Origin of the sequence: Bacteroides sp. PHL 2737 (assembly GCF_004115325.2) — a bacterium.
Lineage (GTDB): Bacteria > Bacteroidota > Bacteroidia > Bacteroidales > Bacteroidaceae > Bacteroides > Bacteroides hominis.
This window is the reverse complement of sequence record NZ_CP040630.1, coordinates 5,278,697-5,298,318: the sequence shown is the minus strand read 5'-3', so window position 1 is coordinate 5,298,318 and position 19,622 is coordinate 5,278,697. Positions and strand designations below refer to the sequence as shown.

At 44.1% G+C, this 19,622-nt stretch carries 11 protein-coding genes; 8 read left to right on the top strand and 3 right to left on the bottom strand.

Annotated features, from left to right (window positions below; all coding sequences use genetic code 11):
- Nucleotides 1–2,766 carry a caspase family protein gene (locus DBK98_RS22000; protein ID WP_005808156.1) on the top strand — a complete coding sequence of 922 codons (2,766 nt, stop codon included), beginning with the start codon at nt 1–3 and terminating at the stop codon, nt 2,764–2,766.
- An 83-nt stretch (nt 2,767–2,849) separates the two neighbouring features.
- Here the strand turns inward: DBK98_RS22000 and DBK98_RS21995 are convergent, their stop codons facing one another.
- The 3 genes from DBK98_RS21995 to DBK98_RS21985 form a co-directional block, all read right to left on the bottom strand.
- Nucleotides 2,850–4,013 carry a Xaa-Pro peptidase family protein gene (locus DBK98_RS21995; protein ID WP_005781100.1) on the bottom strand — a complete coding sequence of 388 codons (1,164 nt, stop codon included), beginning with the start codon at nt 4,011–4,013 and terminating at the stop codon, nt 2,850–2,852.
- Nucleotides 4,014–4,156: 143 nt separating this feature from the next.
- On the bottom strand, nt 4,157–5,494 hold the full coding sequence (gene gdhA / locus DBK98_RS21990) for an NADP-specific glutamate dehydrogenase (RefSeq protein WP_005781098.1): 1,338 nt from the start codon (nt 5,492–5,494) through the stop codon (nt 4,157–4,159).
- 147 nt (nt 5,495–5,641) lie between these two features.
- A complete protein-coding gene (locus tag DBK98_RS21985) occupies nt 5,642–7,729 on the bottom strand; it encodes a prolyl oligopeptidase family protein (RefSeq protein ID WP_005808154.1) in 2,088 nt (695 codons plus the stop codon).
- 246 nt (nt 7,730–7,975) lie between these two features.
- Between DBK98_RS21985 and DBK98_RS21980 the strand changes: the two genes are divergently transcribed.
- The 7 genes from DBK98_RS21980 (at nt 7,976) to DBK98_RS21950 (ending at nt 19,620) form a co-directional block, all read left to right on the top strand.
- The gene (locus DBK98_RS21980) at nt 7,976–10,945 is read left to right on the top strand and encodes a PEP/pyruvate-binding domain-containing protein (protein ID WP_032535458.1); all 2,970 of its coding nucleotides are present in this window, start codon (nt 7,976–7,978) and stop codon (nt 10,943–10,945) included.
- Between the two features lie 224 nt (nt 10,946–11,169).
- Nucleotides 11,170–11,979, top strand: coding sequence for a DUF4493 domain-containing protein (locus DBK98_RS21975; protein WP_005781092.1), 810 nt, complete (start codon nt 11,170–11,172; stop codon nt 11,977–11,979).
- Between the two features lie 19 nt (nt 11,980–11,998).
- Entirely contained in the window at nt 11,999–13,327 is a 1,329-nt protein-coding gene (locus DBK98_RS21970) for a DUF4493 domain-containing protein (RefSeq protein WP_005781090.1), read from the top strand.
- A gap of 12 nt (nt 13,328–13,339) precedes the next feature.
- Nucleotides 13,340–15,130 (top strand): DUF4493 domain-containing protein, encoded by a 1,791-nt coding sequence (locus DBK98_RS21965; protein ID WP_005808148.1) that lies wholly within the window; start codon nt 13,340–13,342, stop codon nt 15,128–15,130.
- 10 nt (nt 15,131–15,140) lie between these two features.
- Entirely contained in the window at nt 15,141–15,866 is a 726-nt protein-coding gene (locus DBK98_RS21960; RefSeq protein WP_005781085.1) for a hypothetical protein, read from the top strand.
- A gap of 20 nt (nt 15,867–15,886) precedes the next feature.
- A complete protein-coding gene (locus tag DBK98_RS21955) occupies nt 15,887–17,497 on the top strand; it encodes a PCMD domain-containing protein (protein WP_005808144.1) in 1,611 nt (536 codons plus the stop codon).
- 11 nt (nt 17,498–17,508) lie between these two features.
- Nucleotides 17,509–19,620: a DUF4493 domain-containing protein gene (locus DBK98_RS21950; RefSeq protein WP_032535459.1), complete on the top strand. Its 2,112-nt coding sequence runs from the start codon at nt 17,509–17,511 to the stop codon at nt 19,618–19,620.
- The last annotated feature ends 2 nt before the right edge of the window (nt 19,621–19,622 follow it).

Genomic DNA, 19,622 nt, shown 5'->3' with positions numbered 1-19,622 from the left:
ATGAAAAGATTTTTTTTACTGACAATCATTCTCACTGTTGTTATGGCCGGTAAAGTGGGGGCGCAGGATGCGTCCTCCGCTTCTAAGCGTGCCAACCAACAGTATGTGCTTTTTGAAAGCGAGCGCGATAAAGGAACGAATGTAACGGCTATGTATGACTATCTGCTGGACAGTTACGCGAATTTCATGAAGGTTGTGGAGGCACCGAATAACGGTCAGTATATAGGGGGAGCAAAGAGTAGGCTAAAGGCATTGTATCCTTATCTGCTGAACGGAGCGGTATATTATTCGGAACAGAAACAGCCGGCTAAAGCATTGGATTTTGCCGCTGCATATATCGATATGCCGCAGATGCAGTTGTTCCGCAGTGAATTGTTGCCGAAAGATAACCGTTATGCTTCGGTGGTTTACTATGCAGCGGTATCGGCCTTTAATCTGGAGAAGAACGAACAGGCGCTGAGGTATTTTCAGGAGTATCTTAATACCGGTACGGAAGCTCAGCAGAAGGACTGTTATGTTTATATGAACATGATTTATCAGAAGCAGAAGAAATATGCGGATCAGGAACGCGTGCTGGAACAGGCTATTGCCAAATATCCGGTGTCACTCGATTTCTTGTATAATCTGGTGAATGTACATATCGCCACCAATAATATGGAAAAGTTGATTGGTGCGATTGACCGCATTCTGGCTGTGGATCCGAATAATGATAAGGTATTGCCTATCAAGGCGCGCATTCTGGAACGGCAGGGAAAGAATGTGGAGGCACTGGATATCTACAAACGCTTGTATGCACTTCATCCCGAGAGTTTTGAATTGATGACCGGTGTGGCACGCGCCAACTTCAATTGTGCTACGGAGATCGTAAACAATGGGGCTACCATTGCCAACGATACTGAATATGCATTGGTACGTCAGCGCGCATCGGGCTATCTGATGGATGCTAAAGATCTTTTCCTGAAGATATTGCAGAAAGATCCTTCTTCCAAATTGTATATGCAGGGATTGGCAGGCGTATATCAGTATATGGATATGAAACCGGAATATGAAGTGCTTTCTAAGATAGTTCAGGACGGGGCTTCTTATACCGCTTTTCCCTCCCGGCTGGCTGCTTACAAAGAGGCGTTGAAGAAGACTGAAAATATAGCTCAGGAACAGGAGTCTGTTCCGGTACCTGTGGAACCGGCCATGTTGGTAATCAAGATGGATCAGTTTACGGATGCCAATAATAATAAGGTAATTGATGCCGGAGAGAGTTTCGCTTTGCAGTTTACCATTGAGAACCAAGGTAAAGGAGATGCGTATAATATACGTATCCGTTTGGCTGAGCAGCAGGGATATGATCAGTATTTCGACGGTCCGCGTGAGTTGGACGGAGGCAATATTCCGGCCGGGAAGTCCAAACAGTATACATTCCGTTATCTTGCAAAGAAAGAGTTGCCCACGAGCCTGGCTAAGATCAACATTTATGCATTCGAAGCGAATGGATTTGATGCCGATCCTTCGGAGTTGATTGTGAATACTCAGGAATATGCAATGCCTCGTTTGCGCATTGCCGACCATCAGTTCTTTGCGTCTGAGGGTACATCTATTACTTTGGGTAAAAACGGAAAGCTGACGGTTGCCTTGCAAAACTTTGGAACACAGACTGCGCGTAAGGTGAAGGTGAATTTCACATTGCCGAAGAACATATTTACTACCGATTCTCCGGAAATGACAATTGATAGTATTGCTCCGGGGGATGTGGCTGTGCTCGATTACGGCTTCCTGGTGAACAAGCGTTTTGATGAAGATTCCGTGGCCGTAATGCTGGCGGTAACGGAGTCTACTCGTTCAACTTTCCTGAACGAGGCTTATAAAGTGAAAGTGGGAGATTACCTGTCTTCTGCCGCTTCTATCAATCTGAGTGGAAATGTGGCTGCACGGAAGGTGAATGTGAAAGACTTTTCGCTGAGTTTCAAGAGTGAGTTGATGGAGGATGTCCCTGTGGGAGCTGTGAACCGCCACCGTTATGCTTTGATTATCGGTAATGAGGATTATAGTATGACCGGTGCCAATGCCGAAATTAATGTGCCTTATGCCGTAAACGATGCTGTGCTGTTCCGTGAATATTGCGTACGTACCTTTGGGGTACCCGACGGGCAGATCAAGGTGGTGCCGAATGCTACTGCCGGTATGATGCACGAACAACTTGACTGGTTGGTGAACATGGCAAGCACCGATCCGCAAGCCGAACTGATATTCTATTATTCCGGTCATGGAAATAATGACGAGGCTACTAAGGAGCCTTATTTACTTCCGGTGGATATTACAGGTAAGAATATCCGTCTGGGTATTTCATTGTCCGGACTGTATAAAAAATTGGCTACTTATCCGGTAAAGGGGGCTTATGTATTCCTCGATGCTTGCTTTAGCGGTGGTTATAAGAGTGCTGCTCCGCTATTGGCACAGAAGGGCGTGCGTGTTGTTCCGAAAGTGGGATTGCCGCAAGGAAACACATTGAGTTTTTCGTCCAGCAGTGGCGATCAGACTTCAAGTGTTTACCATGAAAAGAAGCAGGGATATTATACGTATTTCCTGATAAAGACGATCCGTGACGCTAAAGGTAACCTTTCCATGAAAGAGCTGTTCGAAAGAACCAGTGTTGCAGTGAAACGTGCTACTGCCTTGATCGATAAAATTCAGGAGCCGCAATGTATGGTTTCTCCTACATGGGTGGGATGGGAAAACATTAAGTTGGAGACTCCGGTAACAGAAATTCCTTAGTAAAGTTAATAGTGATATGAAAAAGACGGCTGTGGTGTGGAAAGCACAACAGTCGTCTTTTGGGTATCTATTGGGATTTGTTTTTATTGCAACTCAATAATCTCTTCGTTACAGATAGTAAGTTTCTCTACACCCTCTTGTGTTACTGTCCACGAGTTTTCGATACCTACGGGACCTACACCCGGAATTACAATCTTAGGTTCGAGAGCGAAGACCATTCCCGGTTCCAGTTCTTGTTTCATACGGGGGGCAAGCACCGGAGCTTCATTAATTTCCAGACCGATACCATGACCTATGAATTTTGCTTGCTGGCCGATACCCATGAACTTGTCGGCAAAACCGGCTTTGGTCACTATATCGATGGCTGTATTATATAAATCCTCGCATACAACTCCGGGCTGGGCCATAGATGATACGGCGTCCTGTATGTCGAGACAGACCTGATGGGCTGTATACGCTTCATCACTCAACTTACCAATGGAGAATACGCGGCTCATATCGCCCATATATCCGTTAAAGTTTCCTCCGAGGTCCACCATGACACTTTGACCTTCTTTTAGCAGGCTTCTGTTGAGTCCTCCCGGGAGAGCCGGATCCAGTCCTTCACCTCCTAAGGCGAAATCGTATGGAGAAGGGAAAGCGGCATTGTCTCCGGTCAGTACACTGCCCATAAAGATTTCCATGCTCTGACCGAACACACGAAAGATTCCCAGATTACCTTGCAGACGCATCAACCTTTCTATTTCGATTGAAAATTCCAGATCGGTCATTCCCGGACGGTAAACAGAAGGAATCTGTTCGTAAGCTTTGGCGTGAGCTACACCCGAACGGCGGAATAATTCCACTTCTACAGGAGTCTTGATGCTACGCGCTTCGCGGATTAACGGAGTTCCGTTTACAATTTCCGACTCTGGGAAAACAGCGGCAAGGCGATTGTACTCTGTATATGACAGTTCGTCGCCTTCCAGCATCAGTTTCTGAGGGGCAGGCAATCCGCTTTCTTTAATCAGATCAAGAATCTGTTCCGGTTTTCGGATAGGGAAGACGTGTTCGCCGGTAATATTGTTGGGGCGTTTGATGAATAACAAGGCCGGTGAGTGGAGAGGTAAGTAGAGGTATCCGCTGACAACACGGCCATACGTATAGAGCAAGTTTACATTACAAGTGATGAGAGCGGCATCAATGTTTTGTTGAGCCATCAGCACGCGAATTTTATCGCGGCGCATCTTTAATTCGGGTTGTAACATTTCGTAACAATTATTTGGTTTCGAAATGCAAAGTTAGGCTATTTTAGTTGAAAATGAAACCTTTTCAGAAAAAAGTAGCGTTACCCACATCCTGTCTCAGGAAATGAGTAACGCAATTCACAAATACAACTAAACAAAGCTTTTTAGATGATTCCTTGTCCCATCATGGCATGAGCCACTTTCATGAAGCCTGCAATGTTGGCACCTTTCACATAATTGATATATCCGTCAGGTTCTGTACCATACTTCACACACTGTGCATGGATACCATGCATGATGGTATGGAGTTTCTCGTCTACTTCTGCTGCACTCCAGCTCAAGTGCATGGCATTTTGTGACATCTCCAGCCCGGACGTTGCTACACCACCTGCATTGACTGCTTTACCCGGTGCATACATCGTTTTGTGTTCGATGAAAAGATCGATGGCTTCAGGTGTACAACCCATGTTGGAGATCTCTCCGACACAAAGAACATTGTTATTAATAAGATTTTTGGCATCTTCGCCGTTTAATTCGTTTTGAGTGGCACAAGGAAGGGCTATATCGGCTTTCACTTCCCAAGGACGTTTACCGGCTACGAAAGTAGATCCCGGGAATTCGTCAGCATACGGAGCTACGATATCGTTGCCCGAAGCACGGAGTTCAAGCATATAATCGATCTTTTCCCCACTGATGCCGTTCGGATCATAGATGTAACCATCCGGGCCGGAGATTGTAACAACCTTTGCTCCCAACTCGGTAGCTTTGGTAGCAGCTCCCCAGGCAACATTTCCGAATCCGGAGATAGCTACAGTCTTGCCTTTTATATCGATACCTTTAGTCTGCAACATTTGGTTGACGAAGTACAAACCTCCGAATCCGGTAGCTTCCGGACGGATCAGTGAACCGCCAAACTCAAGTCCTTTTCCGGTGAAGGTTCCTGTAAATTCACGGGTTAGTTTCTTATACATACCGAACATGTAGCCTACTTCACGTCCTCCTACACCGATGTCACCGGCCGGTACGTCCATATCCGGGCCCAGATGGCGCCACAACTCAAGCATAAATGCCTGGCAGAAACGCATGATTTCAGCATCACTCTTGCCACGTGGAGAGAAGTCGGAGCCGCCCTTACCACCACCCATCGGCAGAGTAGTCAAGGCATTCTTAAAGGTCTGTTCAAATCCGAGGAATTTCAGGATAGACAGGTTGACAGAAGCGTGGAAACGGATACCGCCTTTATACGGGCCGATAGCGTTGTTGAACTGAACACGATATCCCAGGTTGGTTTGTACTTCACCTTTATCATCTACCCATGTCACGCGGAACGTAAAGATACGGTCCGGCTCTACCAGTCTTTCGATGATTTTGGCTTTTTCAAACTCAGGGTGCTGATTGTATATATCTTCGATAGAGAGAAGCACTTCTTTTACAGCTTGAAGATATTCTGATTCGCCGGGATGTTTAGCCTCTAAAGAGGACATGATTTTTTCGATGTTCATAATAGTATGTTTTAATAGGTTGATTCTGATAAAATGTCACTTTATCGTATCGCAAATATAGGAAAACTTTTCTAATGTTATTTGATTGTATGGAATATTTTGATTAAATAATGATAAAATGATAGAAAGAGCATTGGGAAATAGATGTCAGTTTTTCATTTTCATTCCCAGATTATACATGATAAATGCATAAACGTCTGCTTGCTCTTTTAATAACTTTGTTGTGGCTTTGTTGAAGCCGTGTCCGGCCTTGTGATCGATACGTATGAGAGTAGGATTGGTCCCATCATTTTCTGCTTGTAAAGTTGCGGCAAACTTGAACGAGTGTGCAGGGACAACACGATCGTCGTGATCGGCTGTGGTGATTAATGTTGCAGGATATCTTGTGCCCGACTTCAGATTGTGCAGCGGAGAATAGCTCAATAAGTAATCAAACATTTCTTTACTGTCGCTACTTGTGCCATAGTCTGTGCTCCATGATGCGCCTATGGTGAATTTATGATAACGGAGCATATCCATCACACCCACCTGAGATACGGCTACGCGGAATAGCTCAGGCCGTTGTGTCATGCAGGCACCCACGAGTAATCCTCCGTTCGATGCACCGGTAATGGCTATTTTGTTCGGATTAGTGTATTTTTCTTTAATGAGATATTCGGCGGCACTGATAAAGTCGTCGAAAACATTCTGTTTTTGCATTTTGACTCCCGCCTTGTGCCATGAATCACCATATTCGTTACCGCCTCGTAAATTGACCTGTATATAGATACCTCCGTTCTCGAGGAACGGGATACGTTCGATGGCGAAGGAAGGAGTGAGGGTGAGGCCAAAGCCACCATAACCATAAAGAAGTACAGGATTGTTTCCATCTTTCTTTAATCCTTTCTTATAAGTCAGAAACATTGGGATTTGCACACTGTCTTTACTGGTGAAGAATATTTGTTCCGTCACAAAGTCATTTGCATTAAACTTTATTTTCGGAGCATAATATAGTGTATACTCATTTTTATCAATGTCATATTGGTAAATTGTGTTCGGGGTGGTGAAAGAAGTGAAGAGGAAAAAACATTTTTTATCCTCTTTTTCTCCGCAAAAGAAGACGGTACCCAGTGAAGGAAGCTTGATCTCTTGTAGTTGTTTCCCATTTAAATTGTAGACATAGGCCCGGTCTGAAGCATCTTTATTATAGGTGAGAAACAATTTTCCACCAATTATTTCTGCTTTGGATAATACGGCATCGGATTCTGGAATCAGTTCTTTCCAGTTTTTCAACGTGGGACTGTTGATATCAGCCACCATGATACGTCTTTTCGGAGCTTTGTAGTTGGTAAAAATATAAATTTTATTATCAATGATGCCTATTGGGCTATATCGATAGCCCGCATTGGCCAGTTGTACCAGAGGTGCGTCTGTTTGGGTGAGATCTTTCATTAAAAGGCCGTTGTTTATGAAAAGAAAACGTCCGTCATCACTTGTGTGTCCGGAATGATTGCACTCCGGATAATATGGGTTTTGATAGATCGGTTTGTCTTTTGCTTGTGGTGTCTTTAGTTTATGATAATAAATCATGGAGTTTCCGTTTACGCTTGACAACTCTTTATCTTTTGGTGGAGCGTCATAAGCGCTATAATAAAAGCCTTTTTCATCCCAAGCCACTTCCTGAAACTTTACCCATTGAATGTGATCGTCCAGAAATTTCCCGGTTGTGGTGTCCATGATATATAGATCTTGCCAATCGGAACCGTTGCGTGAGATGCCACAGGCAGCATATTTACCGTTCTTGGAGAATGATATTCTACTGAGTGATACAGTACCGTCGTCAGACCATCGGTTAGGGTTTAAAAAAATGCGTGGATTATTGCTCAAAGAGTCTTGTATATACATCACGTTTTGATTTTGTAACCCATTGTTTTTAGTGAAATAGTACTTATTTCCTTTCTTGACCGGTAATCCAATTCTTTCATAGTCAGACAGGGTGGTTATTCGTTTTAATAATTTCCGATGGAAAGGGATGGCTTCCAGGTACTTGGCAGTGACTTTGTTTTGTGCTTCTATCCATGCGGCGGTTGCGTCGGAAGTGTCATTCTCTAACCAACGATATGGATCGGGAATTTTTGTGTCGAAATATATGTCTATGCTGTCTACCTTTTTTGTTGCAGGGTAAACCGGTTTTCGGGGGCGTATGCATGAGGTGGCTGCTATACCTATTATAATTAATAAGGATATTGCTTTCATGTTTTTCAATTGGTTACGGTTAGTAAATTCACAAATATACAGAGTGTTTATTACAAAACAAATAGTTCGGTCATTTTCTGTTTTCGGATTTCTCGACTTTGATGTTTCGGTTTGTTTTCAAATCGGAAATGGGAAGATAATCTGTGCCTATATTGGAAGTTGGCAATAAAGTGAATTGCTTTTTCTTGCTTTTCCCAATAAAAACAGCGACTTTTGTCTGTTGAATTTTAAAACTACGGGAAACCCATGCTCAGCAAATTTAAATTAAACCAGCTCTATTTTAAAGATACTCAGTTTGCCAATCTAATGACAAGGCGAATCTTTAATGTTTTATTGATAGCCAATCCTTACGATGCTTTTATGCTGGAGGATGACGGACGTATCGATGAAAAGATTTTCAATGAATACACCTCGCTTTCGCTCCGTTATCCCCCTCGTTTTTCGCAAGTTTCTACCGAGGAAGAGGCGTTGAGACAGCTTGGGAGTGTATCGTTTGATTTGGTGATTTGCATGCCGGGTACGGGAGACAACGATAGTTTTGATATCGGACGCCATATCAAGGAGAAGTACGAACAGATACCGATCGTTATCCTGACACCGTTCAGTCACGGCATTACCAAACGGATAGCGAACGAGGACCTGAGTGCATTCGACTACGTGTTTTGTTGGTTGGGAAATACTGATTTGCTGGTGTCCATCATCAAGCTGATCGAAGACAAGATGAACCTGGAGCATGACGTGAAAGAGGTGGGCGTGCAGTTGATTCTGCTGGTAGAAGACAGTATCCGTTTCTATTCATCCGTGCTTCCCAATCTTTATAAATTTGTGTTGAAGCAGAGTCAGGAGTTCTCTACCGAGGCTTTGAATGCCCATCAACGTACACTCCGTATGCGCGGGCGTCCCAAAATAGTATTGGCCCGTACTTATGAGGAGGCAATGGATATATACGATAAGTATACCAATAATATACTGGGAGTCATCACCGATGTCCGCTTTCCCCGTGTGGAGAAAGGAGAGAAGGACGGCATGGCAGGAATCAAGCTTTGTGCGGAAGTCAGGAAGAAAGATCCGTTCGTACCCTTGATCATCCAGTCGTCCGAGACAGAGAACGCTGCCTATGCGGCTAAGTATGGAGCTACGTTCATTGATAAGAATTCCAAGAAAATGGATGTCGATCTTCGCCGGATTGTTTCCGATAATTTCGGTTTTGGCGACTTTGTGTTCCGTAATCCTGAGACGGGTGTCGAGATAGCCCGGGTTCGGAACCTGAAAGAGTTGCAGAATATTCTTTTTGCCGTTCCTGCCGAATCGTTCCTTTATCACATCAGTCGCAATCATGTTTCACGTTGGCTGTATTCACGTGCTATGTTTCCGGTTGCGGAATTCCTTCGTCCCATCACCTGGCATAGTCTGCAAGATGTGGATGCGCATCGTAAAATCATCTTTGAGGCCATTGTTAAATACCGAAAAATGAAAAATCAGGGAGTGGTAGCTGTATTCAAACGCGACCGCTTCGACCGTTATTCAAACTTTGCCCGTATCGGAGACGGTTCGTTGGGAGGAAAGGGGCGTGGATTAGCGTTTATTGACAATATGGTGAAGCGTCATCCGGAATTTGAAGAATTTGAGAATGCCCGTGTGGCTATCCCGAAAACAGTGGTGCTTTGTACCGATGTATTCGACGAGTTTATGGATAGCAATAATCTGTATCAGATTGCCCTTTCCGATGCTGATGACGATACGATTCTGAAATACTTCCTGAAAGCGAAGTTGCCCGACCGTCTGGTTGAAGACTTCTTTACTTTCTTCGATGTGGTGAAGTCTCCTATCGCCATTCGTTCTTCTTCCTTGCTTGAGGACTCCCACTATCAGCCTTTTGCAGGAATCTATAATACCTATATGATTCCTTATCTGGATGATAAATATGAGATGCTCCGTATGCTGTCCGATGCCATTAAAGGCGTATATGCGTCTGTTTATTTCCGCGACAGTAAGGCATATATGCAGGCCACTTCGAATGTGATCGATCAGGAAAAGATGGCCGTTATTCTGCAACAAGTGGTCGGCAATCAGTACGGAGACCGTTATTATCCTTCGATGTCCGGTGTAGCCCGATCTCTCAATTACTATCCCATTGGCGACGAGAAAGCTGAAGAAGGTACGGTAAACCTGGCTCTCGGTTTGGGCAAGTATATCGTGGACGGAGGTATGACTTTACGTTTCTCGCCTGCCCATCCTTCAAAGGTGTTGCAAACCAGTGAACTGGATATTGCCTTGAAAGAGACGCAGACCCGTTTTTACGCTCTCGATCTGAAAAATGCCGGTGATAACTTTTCGATTGATGATGGATTCAATCTTCTGAAGTTGCATGTGAAAGAAGCCGAAAAAGACGGTTCGTTACGGTATATAGCTTCTACTTATGATCCGTATGACCAGGTGATTCGTGACGGTTTATATCCCGGTGGGCGTAAAGTGATTACGTTTGCCAACATCTTGCAGCACGATGTATTTCCGTTGGCACGCATCCTGCGCTGGGTACTTCGTTACGGGCAGCAGGAGATGCGCCGTCCGGTAGAGATCGAATTTGCAGTGACACTCAATCATGACCGTGATAAGACCGGTACGTTCTATCTGCTTCAGGTACGTCCCATTGTAGACAGTAAAGATATGCTGGATGAAGATCTTACTACTATCCCGGACGAAGATGTGCTGCTCCGTTCCAATAACTCCTTGGGGCATGGCATTATGAACGAAATACATGATATCGTATATGTCAAGACCGATCATTACAGTGCATCGAACAATCAGAATATAGCTTGGGAAATAGAGAAACTTAACCAGCAGTTCCTGAATGAAGGCAAGAACTATGTACTTGTCGGACCCGGACGATGGGGAAGCAGTGACACTTGGTTAGGTATCCCGGTGAAGTGGCCGCATATTTCTGCTGCGCGTGTCATTGTGGAAGCCGGACTGACCAATTACCGGGTAGACCCCAGTCAGGGGACGCATTTCTTCCAGAATCTGACCTCCTTTGGTGTAGGTTATTTCACCATCAATGCGTTTATGAATGATGGAATATACAACCAGGAGTTTCTGAATGCGCAACCTGCCGTATTTGAGACTGAATATCTTCGTCACATACACTTTGAGAGGCCGATTGTTGTGAAAATGGATGGTAAAAAGAAACTTGGAGTGGTTCTTATGCCGGAGAAATAATAAAATAATATTGTATAAAAAAAAGTCCTGTTTTTCATAAGAAAGGCGGGACTTTCTTGTTTTAGCCCTTTTCTGTGGTCTGTTTTTATGATTAAACAACTATTTGTGGTCCTTTTTTCAGATTTTGTAAGGAATCGAAGGTTGTGTATTTATTATAATAAAAGAAAACTATAATTTTGCCTGCGGTTTTTACAACTTATGAATAATATTTAGTAGTTATCATTATGAAAAGACTCTCTTTTATGGTTAGTATGGCGATGCTAATTTCATGTATTGCCTCGTGTGATTCCGGCAGTGATGCTGTTTCATACGGTGTTGGTTCTTTAAGTCTTGGGCTTTCAGCCAATCCTTCTTTTGCAGAGAAAACCCGTTCCGTCAGCGAAGCGGAATACAAAAAAGTCGATAACTATCAAGTTACGGTCAACGAGGGCGACGGTACCTCTTTATACGATGGCCTGTACAAGGATATGCCTTTGTCTATCGATCTGACTGCCGGCAAAAAATATACGGTGAAAGCCTTCTACGGTGATAATGTAGATGCAGGTTTCGATAAACTGTATGTGGAAGGCAGCCAGGAGTTCACTGTCAGTGAAGGCGAACAAAAGAATGTTATTTTGTACTGTAAGCCGGCTAATGTTAAAGTATCAGTCGTTTATACGGAGGATTTTCTAAAATATTATTCGGATTGTACTGTCTCCCTTTCTACTTCACACCTGACTGCTCCTTTTGAAGTAAATATGAAAAAAGACTCCGGTAAGGATGCTTATCTGAAAGCAAATGCCGATGGTGAGAATGTATCTATCACTGTAGGAGGTTTCAAAGATAAAGAAGGCAATGCGGTGGTGATGGAAGCTTTGGTTGCCGAGAAAAAAGTAGCTCCCAAAACGCATCTTACTATTACAGTAGATCCGGAGGTGATTACTATTTCTACGGGTACTGCATCGTTGGACGTAACCGTGGATACCGGTACGGAAGATAAGGATGTGAATATTGAGATTCCGGAAGAGTATTGGCCGGGTAATGCAAGTAAGTAAATATAAAAGATTGGTATATATGAATGCGATAAGAAACATATATGCAGTGCTGGCATTGATAGCACTTTGTTTGAGTTCCTGCGAGATGAAAAATGAGCTGGAAGGCAAATATAATTTGAAGAATGACGAAGGACTTCTGACATTGGATCTGGTGAACAAGACGCAGGCTACGCCTTCTACAAAAGCTGAAAGTACGTCACTTACTGATGAACTGGATGTGAATACCTATAAAGTAGAGATTGTTGATAATGCCACTGAGGCTGTGGTTCGTTCGTTTGCCAGCTATGCGAAGCTGAAAGAGGCCTTGCCGTTGGTCGTTCCGGTAGGAAACTATAAGATTGTGGCTAAAAGCGGTGTTTTGCAAGATGCTTCGCGTACTCCTTATTTTGAAGGAAGCTCTTCTATTGAAGTGAAGCAGGGAATGGAATCTAAGGCGGAAGTTCTCTGTAAATCGGCAACGGTAAAGGTCAGTTTGAATGTATCGGACGAGTTTCTCAGTATGTTTGCCGACGATTATGTGTTTACCGTTTCAAACGGAATCGGCGGAGTTATTTATGTGAAGAAGGAAGATTTAGGTTCAATTTATCTCAGCATTCCCAATGGAGCCACTTCGATTAAAATTGTGGCAAAAGTAACTGAGAAGGAAACAGGTAGAGACATTGAAACTATTTATACTGTGACCAAACCCGATGAAGAAGGCTTGGAGGGAGGTGATTCTTTTAATGTTACAGTGAAACCTGTAGAAGAGGGTGAGGACCCGGAAGATCCGGATGTGACCCCTTCTGATCCGAAATTGGGGATACAGTTGGATATTGACTTGACAATGGACGAGACCGGCATAACAGTGAAAGTACCAACTGAACTGATTGAAGAATCGAAACCGGAGGAGCCGGATCAGCCTACAGAACCGGATCAGCCGGCAGAAGACGGACCGGAGATTATCGGAGCAGATGAAGTGGTGGAAGTGGATACGAATAATCCGCCGACAGTTCAGGTAACGATGAAAGCTCCGGCCGGAATCCGGAACTTGCTTGTGACTATCACTTCAGACTCTAATGAGTTTATAGGTTTGATTTCTCAAATGGGGTTGGGAGAAACATTCGATTTGGCTAATCCCGGTGATTTGGAAGATAAACTTGGAGGTAGTTTGGAAGACGGATCCGGTATAGGCCTGATTGATCCGAATGATCCGATTAAAGATAAAAAAGAGTTTATCTTTGATGTATCCGGCTTTATGCCTATGTTGTCGCCGTTTGGCCTTCAGCAACATTATTTTACTATTAAACTGATTGATAATAATGGTAAGGAGTTAGCCAAGAAATTGACAGTAAAAGTGGTGAAAAACTAATTTGAATTTTCAATGAAAAGATATATATATTTGTTCGTCTCTGTCTTTACTCTTGTGATGGCATCATGCCAACAAGAGGAGACTTCCAATGGTAAGACCGGATTTCTCCAGTTTTCCGTGGAGAAGAATACAAGTACGATTTTAGTTCCGGCAACAAGAGCAGAAGAGTTGCCGATTGCCTTGCAGGTAGTTGACAGAGCAGGGACTGTTGTGAAAGAGACTGATGACTGGCATAACTGGACATCTACTCCTCTTGAATTGCCATTAGGCTCCTATACCATTAATGCTTTCTCAAAAGGGGTTGATGTGGCGACGGCCGGATTTGACGAACCTTATTATTGGGGACAGACCGAAGTAACGGTTGTTCCGAAAGTAAATCAGAATGTGAATATAGAGTGTCGTTTGGCTAATGTGAAAGTGACAGTCAATTACAGTGCTGATGTGAAGAAGTATTTTTCGAAACTGAGCTGTTCTGTGGGTAATTCTTCCGGTAAACTGGTTTTTGGTAAGGATGAAACACGTTCCGGATATTTTGCGGTGGATAATCTGAATATTTCGTTGGCATTGACAAATACGGATGGGCGTTCTTTTGTTTTTGAATCCGAACCGATTACAGATGTAAAAGAACGTCAGCACTACCGTATTAACTATACTATGAAGGCCAATGGTGCTATTGGTGGTGTATCTGTTACTTTAGATCCTTCTACCAAAGAGTATAATGTGAATATTTCCATTCCTAAAGAAAGTAATCCGAGTGTAAATGTCTGGTCTGATTTTGCAGACGTAACTCTTCCTCTTCCTGACGGTGTTGTTACCAAAGAGTGTAAATATCGCATTTCCGGAACGGAAGATTGGAATACGGTGTCCAATGTTGAACAGGCCGATGGAAAGCTTGTTGCAACCATAACCGGTCTGATTCCCGGTACGGAGTATGATTTCTGTTTTGCAATAAATGGAGTAAACGGAAAAATAACGACTGCGACCACCGAACTTCAGAAACAACTGGAAAATGGAAGTTTTGATGAATGGAATCAGAATGGAAAAACTTGGTTCCCGGGAACTGCGGCTGAGGCTTCTGCAAAGAATTCGTATTGGGATACCGGTAATGTGGGAGCAGCTACCATGAGTAAAAATCCAAGTATCGGAGAAAGCAACGATGTACATACCGTAGGTGGTAAATCGGCCAAATTGTCTTCGCAATTTGTGGGAGTGTTTGGTATCGGAAAATTTGCTGCCGGTAACATCTATATCGGGCGTTATATGGAAACGTATACAAGCCCGATGGGAGCACGTATACGTTTTGGTCGTGAGTTTACGTCACGTCCTACGCAACTGAAGGGATGGTACAAATACACTCGTGGGACCAGTATAGATCGTGGAGATCATAATGTGGAGGAATTGAAAAACTCGGGTGGTGATAAATGTGCTATCTATATTGCTTTGACTGACAATGAAGGTTTGGTTGATGATAATGGAGTGAAGACAGCTTATGAAGTCAACAATAACAAAGAAGGCAGTCCCACGCGTTATACGGTCGATCTTTCCGAAGCCAATAAAGATGTCATAGCCTACGGTTCCATTACCGATGAAGAGTCCAAAGGTTCTTTCGATGAAAGCGGAAATGTAGTCTGGAAGCAGTTTACGATTGATCTGCAATATCGTGATTTGACCCGTAAACCCAAATATATTATCGTTGTTGCTTCTGCAAGTAAATATGGTGACTTCTTTACCGGCAGCGAAAGCAGTGTCATGTTGATTGATGATTTTGAATTGGTGTACGGTACACCTGTTACCGCCAACTAATCCATAGCGAATGAAAAAAATAATTATATTTCTACTTCTTCTTTGTCCGGTACTGGTCCAGGCAAAGAAGAAGTTTGACCGTGGAATCGTGAAGAGTGTGTTTGTCCCGAAAGGGCAATGGTTTATGGGTTCTACAGTTTCGTATTCGGAGCAGAGTGCTGATCAATACCAGTTTTTGGTATTGGCAAATATCGATGCCAAAGGTTATACATTCCGTTTGAGTCCCTTCGGAGGATACTTCTTTGCCGACAATATGGCAGCGGGAGGCAGGTTCACTTACTCTCGTACCTACTTCAATATAGGAAACGTAGACATTAATCTGGGCGATGATCTTTCGTTCCACATCAAAGACGATATGTATCTGGAGCATAACTATTCCGCATCCGGATTTCTGCGTACCTATATGGGGCTGGGCAGCAGCAAAGTGTTCGGTTTCTTCAATGAAGTGCGTCTGACTTATGCTTACGGGCAAGGGAAACATTCCAATGGTACGGGTAACGACTTGACGGGATACTATCAGCGTTCTCACACGTTTGAGATCGGTGCAGCTCCCGGATTGGCGGCATTCGTATCCGATTTTGCTTCGGTAGAAGTTTCGGTAGGAGTGATGGGATTCAGTTATAAATGGGTCGATCAGATACACAATCAGGTAAACAAAGCTTCCCGTCATAGTGCAAGTGGTAATTTCAAGATAGACTTATTCTCGATTAATCTCGGAATGACGATGTATTTCTAACTTAAGCAGTGTTTTGAGAAATGAAGAGTTTACAAATTTATCTATTCCTGTTTCTGTCGGTCTTTGCTCTGGGTGCTTGCATACAGAATGACATTCCTTACCCTTACATCAAAGGCGAAATTACAGCTTTCGAAGTAGAAGGGCAGACCGGTGATGCCGAGATAAACAAGAACAGCCGCACCATCGCAGTCGAAGTAGGTGATGAAGTCGATATAGAAGAATTGCGTATTATCAGGTTCGTTGTGAACGAAGAAGCCACTTACAGCGTAGACGAACAATACTGTGTCAGCCCCAATAAATTTCCTTCGGCCGGCTTTTCTGCTTTAGCCGACTTGCCGGCAGGAGCAGATACACGGGTCGATTTCAGTAAGACCGTTCCTGTTCTGCTGCGTACCTATCAGGATTATCAGTGGATGATAACCGTCCGTCAGACCATCGAGCGGGTAGTCGAAGTCGAGAACCAGGCCTTGCCTGCCATCATCGATGATAAGAATCACACGGTATTGGTGTATGTCTCGCAGAAACAGGATTTGTCTGCTGTCAAGATAACAAAGATGATTCTGGGAGGCAGTAAGGCTACCATCACCCCCGATCCGTCCACCGTAACCAATTTCCGCAGACCGCAAGAGTTTGTTGTCAGCCGTTTCGATAAAGAAGAGCTATGGACGGTCGATGTGGTGCGTACCACATCGACAGGTACTACGGGCAGTGCCGATGTATGGGCCACACGTGCCACTCTGGATGGGGGCATGAAGCAGGGAACCACTCCCCGTGTGGAATACAGGAAGAAGTCGGAAGATACCTGGAGCGTTGTACCCGAGGCAGATGTGAAACTGGAAAGTGGTACTACTTTCAGTACGACACTGACCGGGTTGCAAGATGGCACCGACTACGTTTGGCGGGTAGTAGTCGAAGAAATTCCCAGTACGGAAGCCGCGTTCACAACCGAAAAGATACAAGAAATACCCAACTTAAACTTCGATACCTGGTCGCAGAATCCCACAGGAACCTTTAAGAAGAGTTGGTATCCGAACTCTGACGGAGCGAATTCCTATTGGGCAACCGGAAACGACGGAGTGACCTCTTCGTTGGCAGGCAGCCGTGATTCGAGCACCCGCCCTGAAGAGAAAGAGGCGGTAAGCGGGAAAGCCGCTTATATGGTTACTTTGGGCAGTGTGCCATTGGTAGGGGTTGCTGCCGGCAACTTGTTCATCGGTGATTATAAAACGAATGCTCAAAGCCCCAAGGATAGTCCCAAGTTTGGACGTTCGTTTACGGGAGCCCGTCCCACCGGATTGAAAGGATGGTATAAATATACTTCTAAACCGGTTGATTATGTAGGCAATCCGGATAACTTGAAAAACGATGAATGCCATATCTATCTCCGTTTGTGGGACGATAAAGATAACGAGATCGGTTACGGAGAGTTTGTCGGAAAGGAGACAGTGACCAAGTACACTCAGTTCCGGTTCGATGTGACTTACTCCAATAAAACGGCGAAGCCCGCCAAGATAACGATTGTTGCCACTTCGAGCCATTACGGAGGCGACTTTACCGGAATGAAAGTGACCGGTTCGGTAGGTGTAGGTAGTGAACTGTGGGTAGATGAATTTGAATTATTGTATGAATAAGAAAGGGAGTTATGCATAAATCTGTTTTATCTTTAGTGTGTTGTTTGTTCTTTTTCCTGTCGTGTCAGGAAGAAATAGAAACGATGCCTAACGGCAGCCTGAATATAGTATTGACGGACGGAGCAGCGGTTACCCGGACTTTGCCGGATGCACTGTCGGATGAATTGCGGCAGCAGTTTACGATTGAGTTGCTGCGTGACAGAGATGGGACAATCGTGCCCGAATACAAAGGTGCATTGAAAGATTTCGGAGATCAAAGGGTATTCAAGGTAGGCAGTTATCAACTGAAGGCTTATCTTGGAGAGAATCCGGCATTAGAGTTGGATGCACCCTATTATTATGGAGAAGTCCAAGACATCGCTATCGAGAAAGGTAAGGCAACAACGGTAAGCGTTGGCTGTAAGGTAGCCAATGCGCTGGCTACTTTTGAGATTGTGAATCGGGAGGCTTTCGATAAACGCCTGAAAGATTATTACGTAAAAGTTACCGTAGGCGGTGAGTCGGTTACGTGGAAACCGGGAGATGTCACACATCCCTACTTCAAAGCCGGAGGCCGGGTGACGATGGCGTTGATCGGCACTTCCGTAGAAACAGGGCAGGAGGGAAGTTATGCTTTGAATCCGATCGAGACAGTGAAAGCGGGCGTTAAGTATAATTATAAGCTCTCCATGAAAGCTTCCAATGTTGGTTTTGAGGTCACTACGGAAGCCCGGCAGGAACCTGTCACTATCAATGAAACCGTACCCGACAGTTGGTTGCCGAAAGCTAAGGTCTTCAGTGAGGATTTCGATGAAAATCATGTGCTGACTTATACGGAAACAGCGGACGCTTTGTCGAGAGCCGGCGTTTCGTATACTGCTTTGCGTCCGGTTCAGGATGTGGAGTTTGCCCTCAACTTTGCGGATAAGCATTTGGAACATCTGAATAAGACATATCTGCTGTCGGAGCTTTCCGAAGAAGATCGGCGGGCTTTGGCTGCTGTGAATATTGTGTTGCCCGACCTGGCAGCAGGAAGTACTGAGGGAGTTATCGACTTTGCGGGAGTGACTCCCGGCATGTTGACTCACGATGGAGGACAGGATACGGATAATATAATAGCCGTTCGCGTAAAAGCAAATGACCGTTGGAGTGATGCCGGGATGTATACCATCCGGACTGTGAAACCCGTCTTTAAGGTTGGTTATTATCCGGGTAATGTTTGGACGAAAGAGTTTACTTTGAATACACTTACTGCCGATAGTGTGAAAACCGGTAACTTGGATAAGTTTACCGATATTGCTTACGAATTTAGTGCCGATGGTAATAGTTGGGAGGCGATGCCCGGAGATTTGCGAAAGGCAGGGCTGAGTCCGGGAACCTCTTATTATGTGAGAGCGAAATATAGGGGAGAGGTGCCGGGAGAGAAAGTGGAGGTGAAAACGTATCCTCAGACGATGCTGGAGAATGGGAGTTTGGAGGGTGCTACAGTTTTGGCTGGAGATGATAGTGGCATATCTCGTGGAACTGTTTATGGTTGGGATGGCTGGGCTACTTTAAATAGGATTTCAACTCCAAGTGGAATAACTGCATATTCATTTAATTCACGCTCTGGCTGTCGTCCAACCGATGATGGACATATGGGTAAAGGTGTTAGAGTAATTACTCTTGGTTATGTAATGGGAGGTTTTGCTAAGCCTAAAGCTGCTATGCATAGTGAATTGTATTTAGGTACAAATGCTGATGATGATGGAAATAGAGAGTATGGCATTCGTTTCAATTCCCGTCCAACAGCCTTAGGTGTTTGGTATAAATGTATTTCAAATAAAGGAAATGATGTCTCTTTGATAAAAGTACAATTACTTCATGATGATATAATTCTCGGTGAGAATTCTTTTACAACGGGTGCGATTGATTCTTATCAATACAATAAGTTAATGATCAATTATTCTGAAGATTTAGATAAGATAAGGCTTGTTCCTAACAAATTATTGGTTCTGTTTAAGTCTGGTACTAAAGAACCATTATCAGTTGATGATCTTAAAGGATTTATAGGAAAATGGAGTACTACAGATAAGACTGCTGATGCGACATTCCGTGGAAACGAACTATTCATCGACGATGTGGAACTAATTTACGACAAATAAAT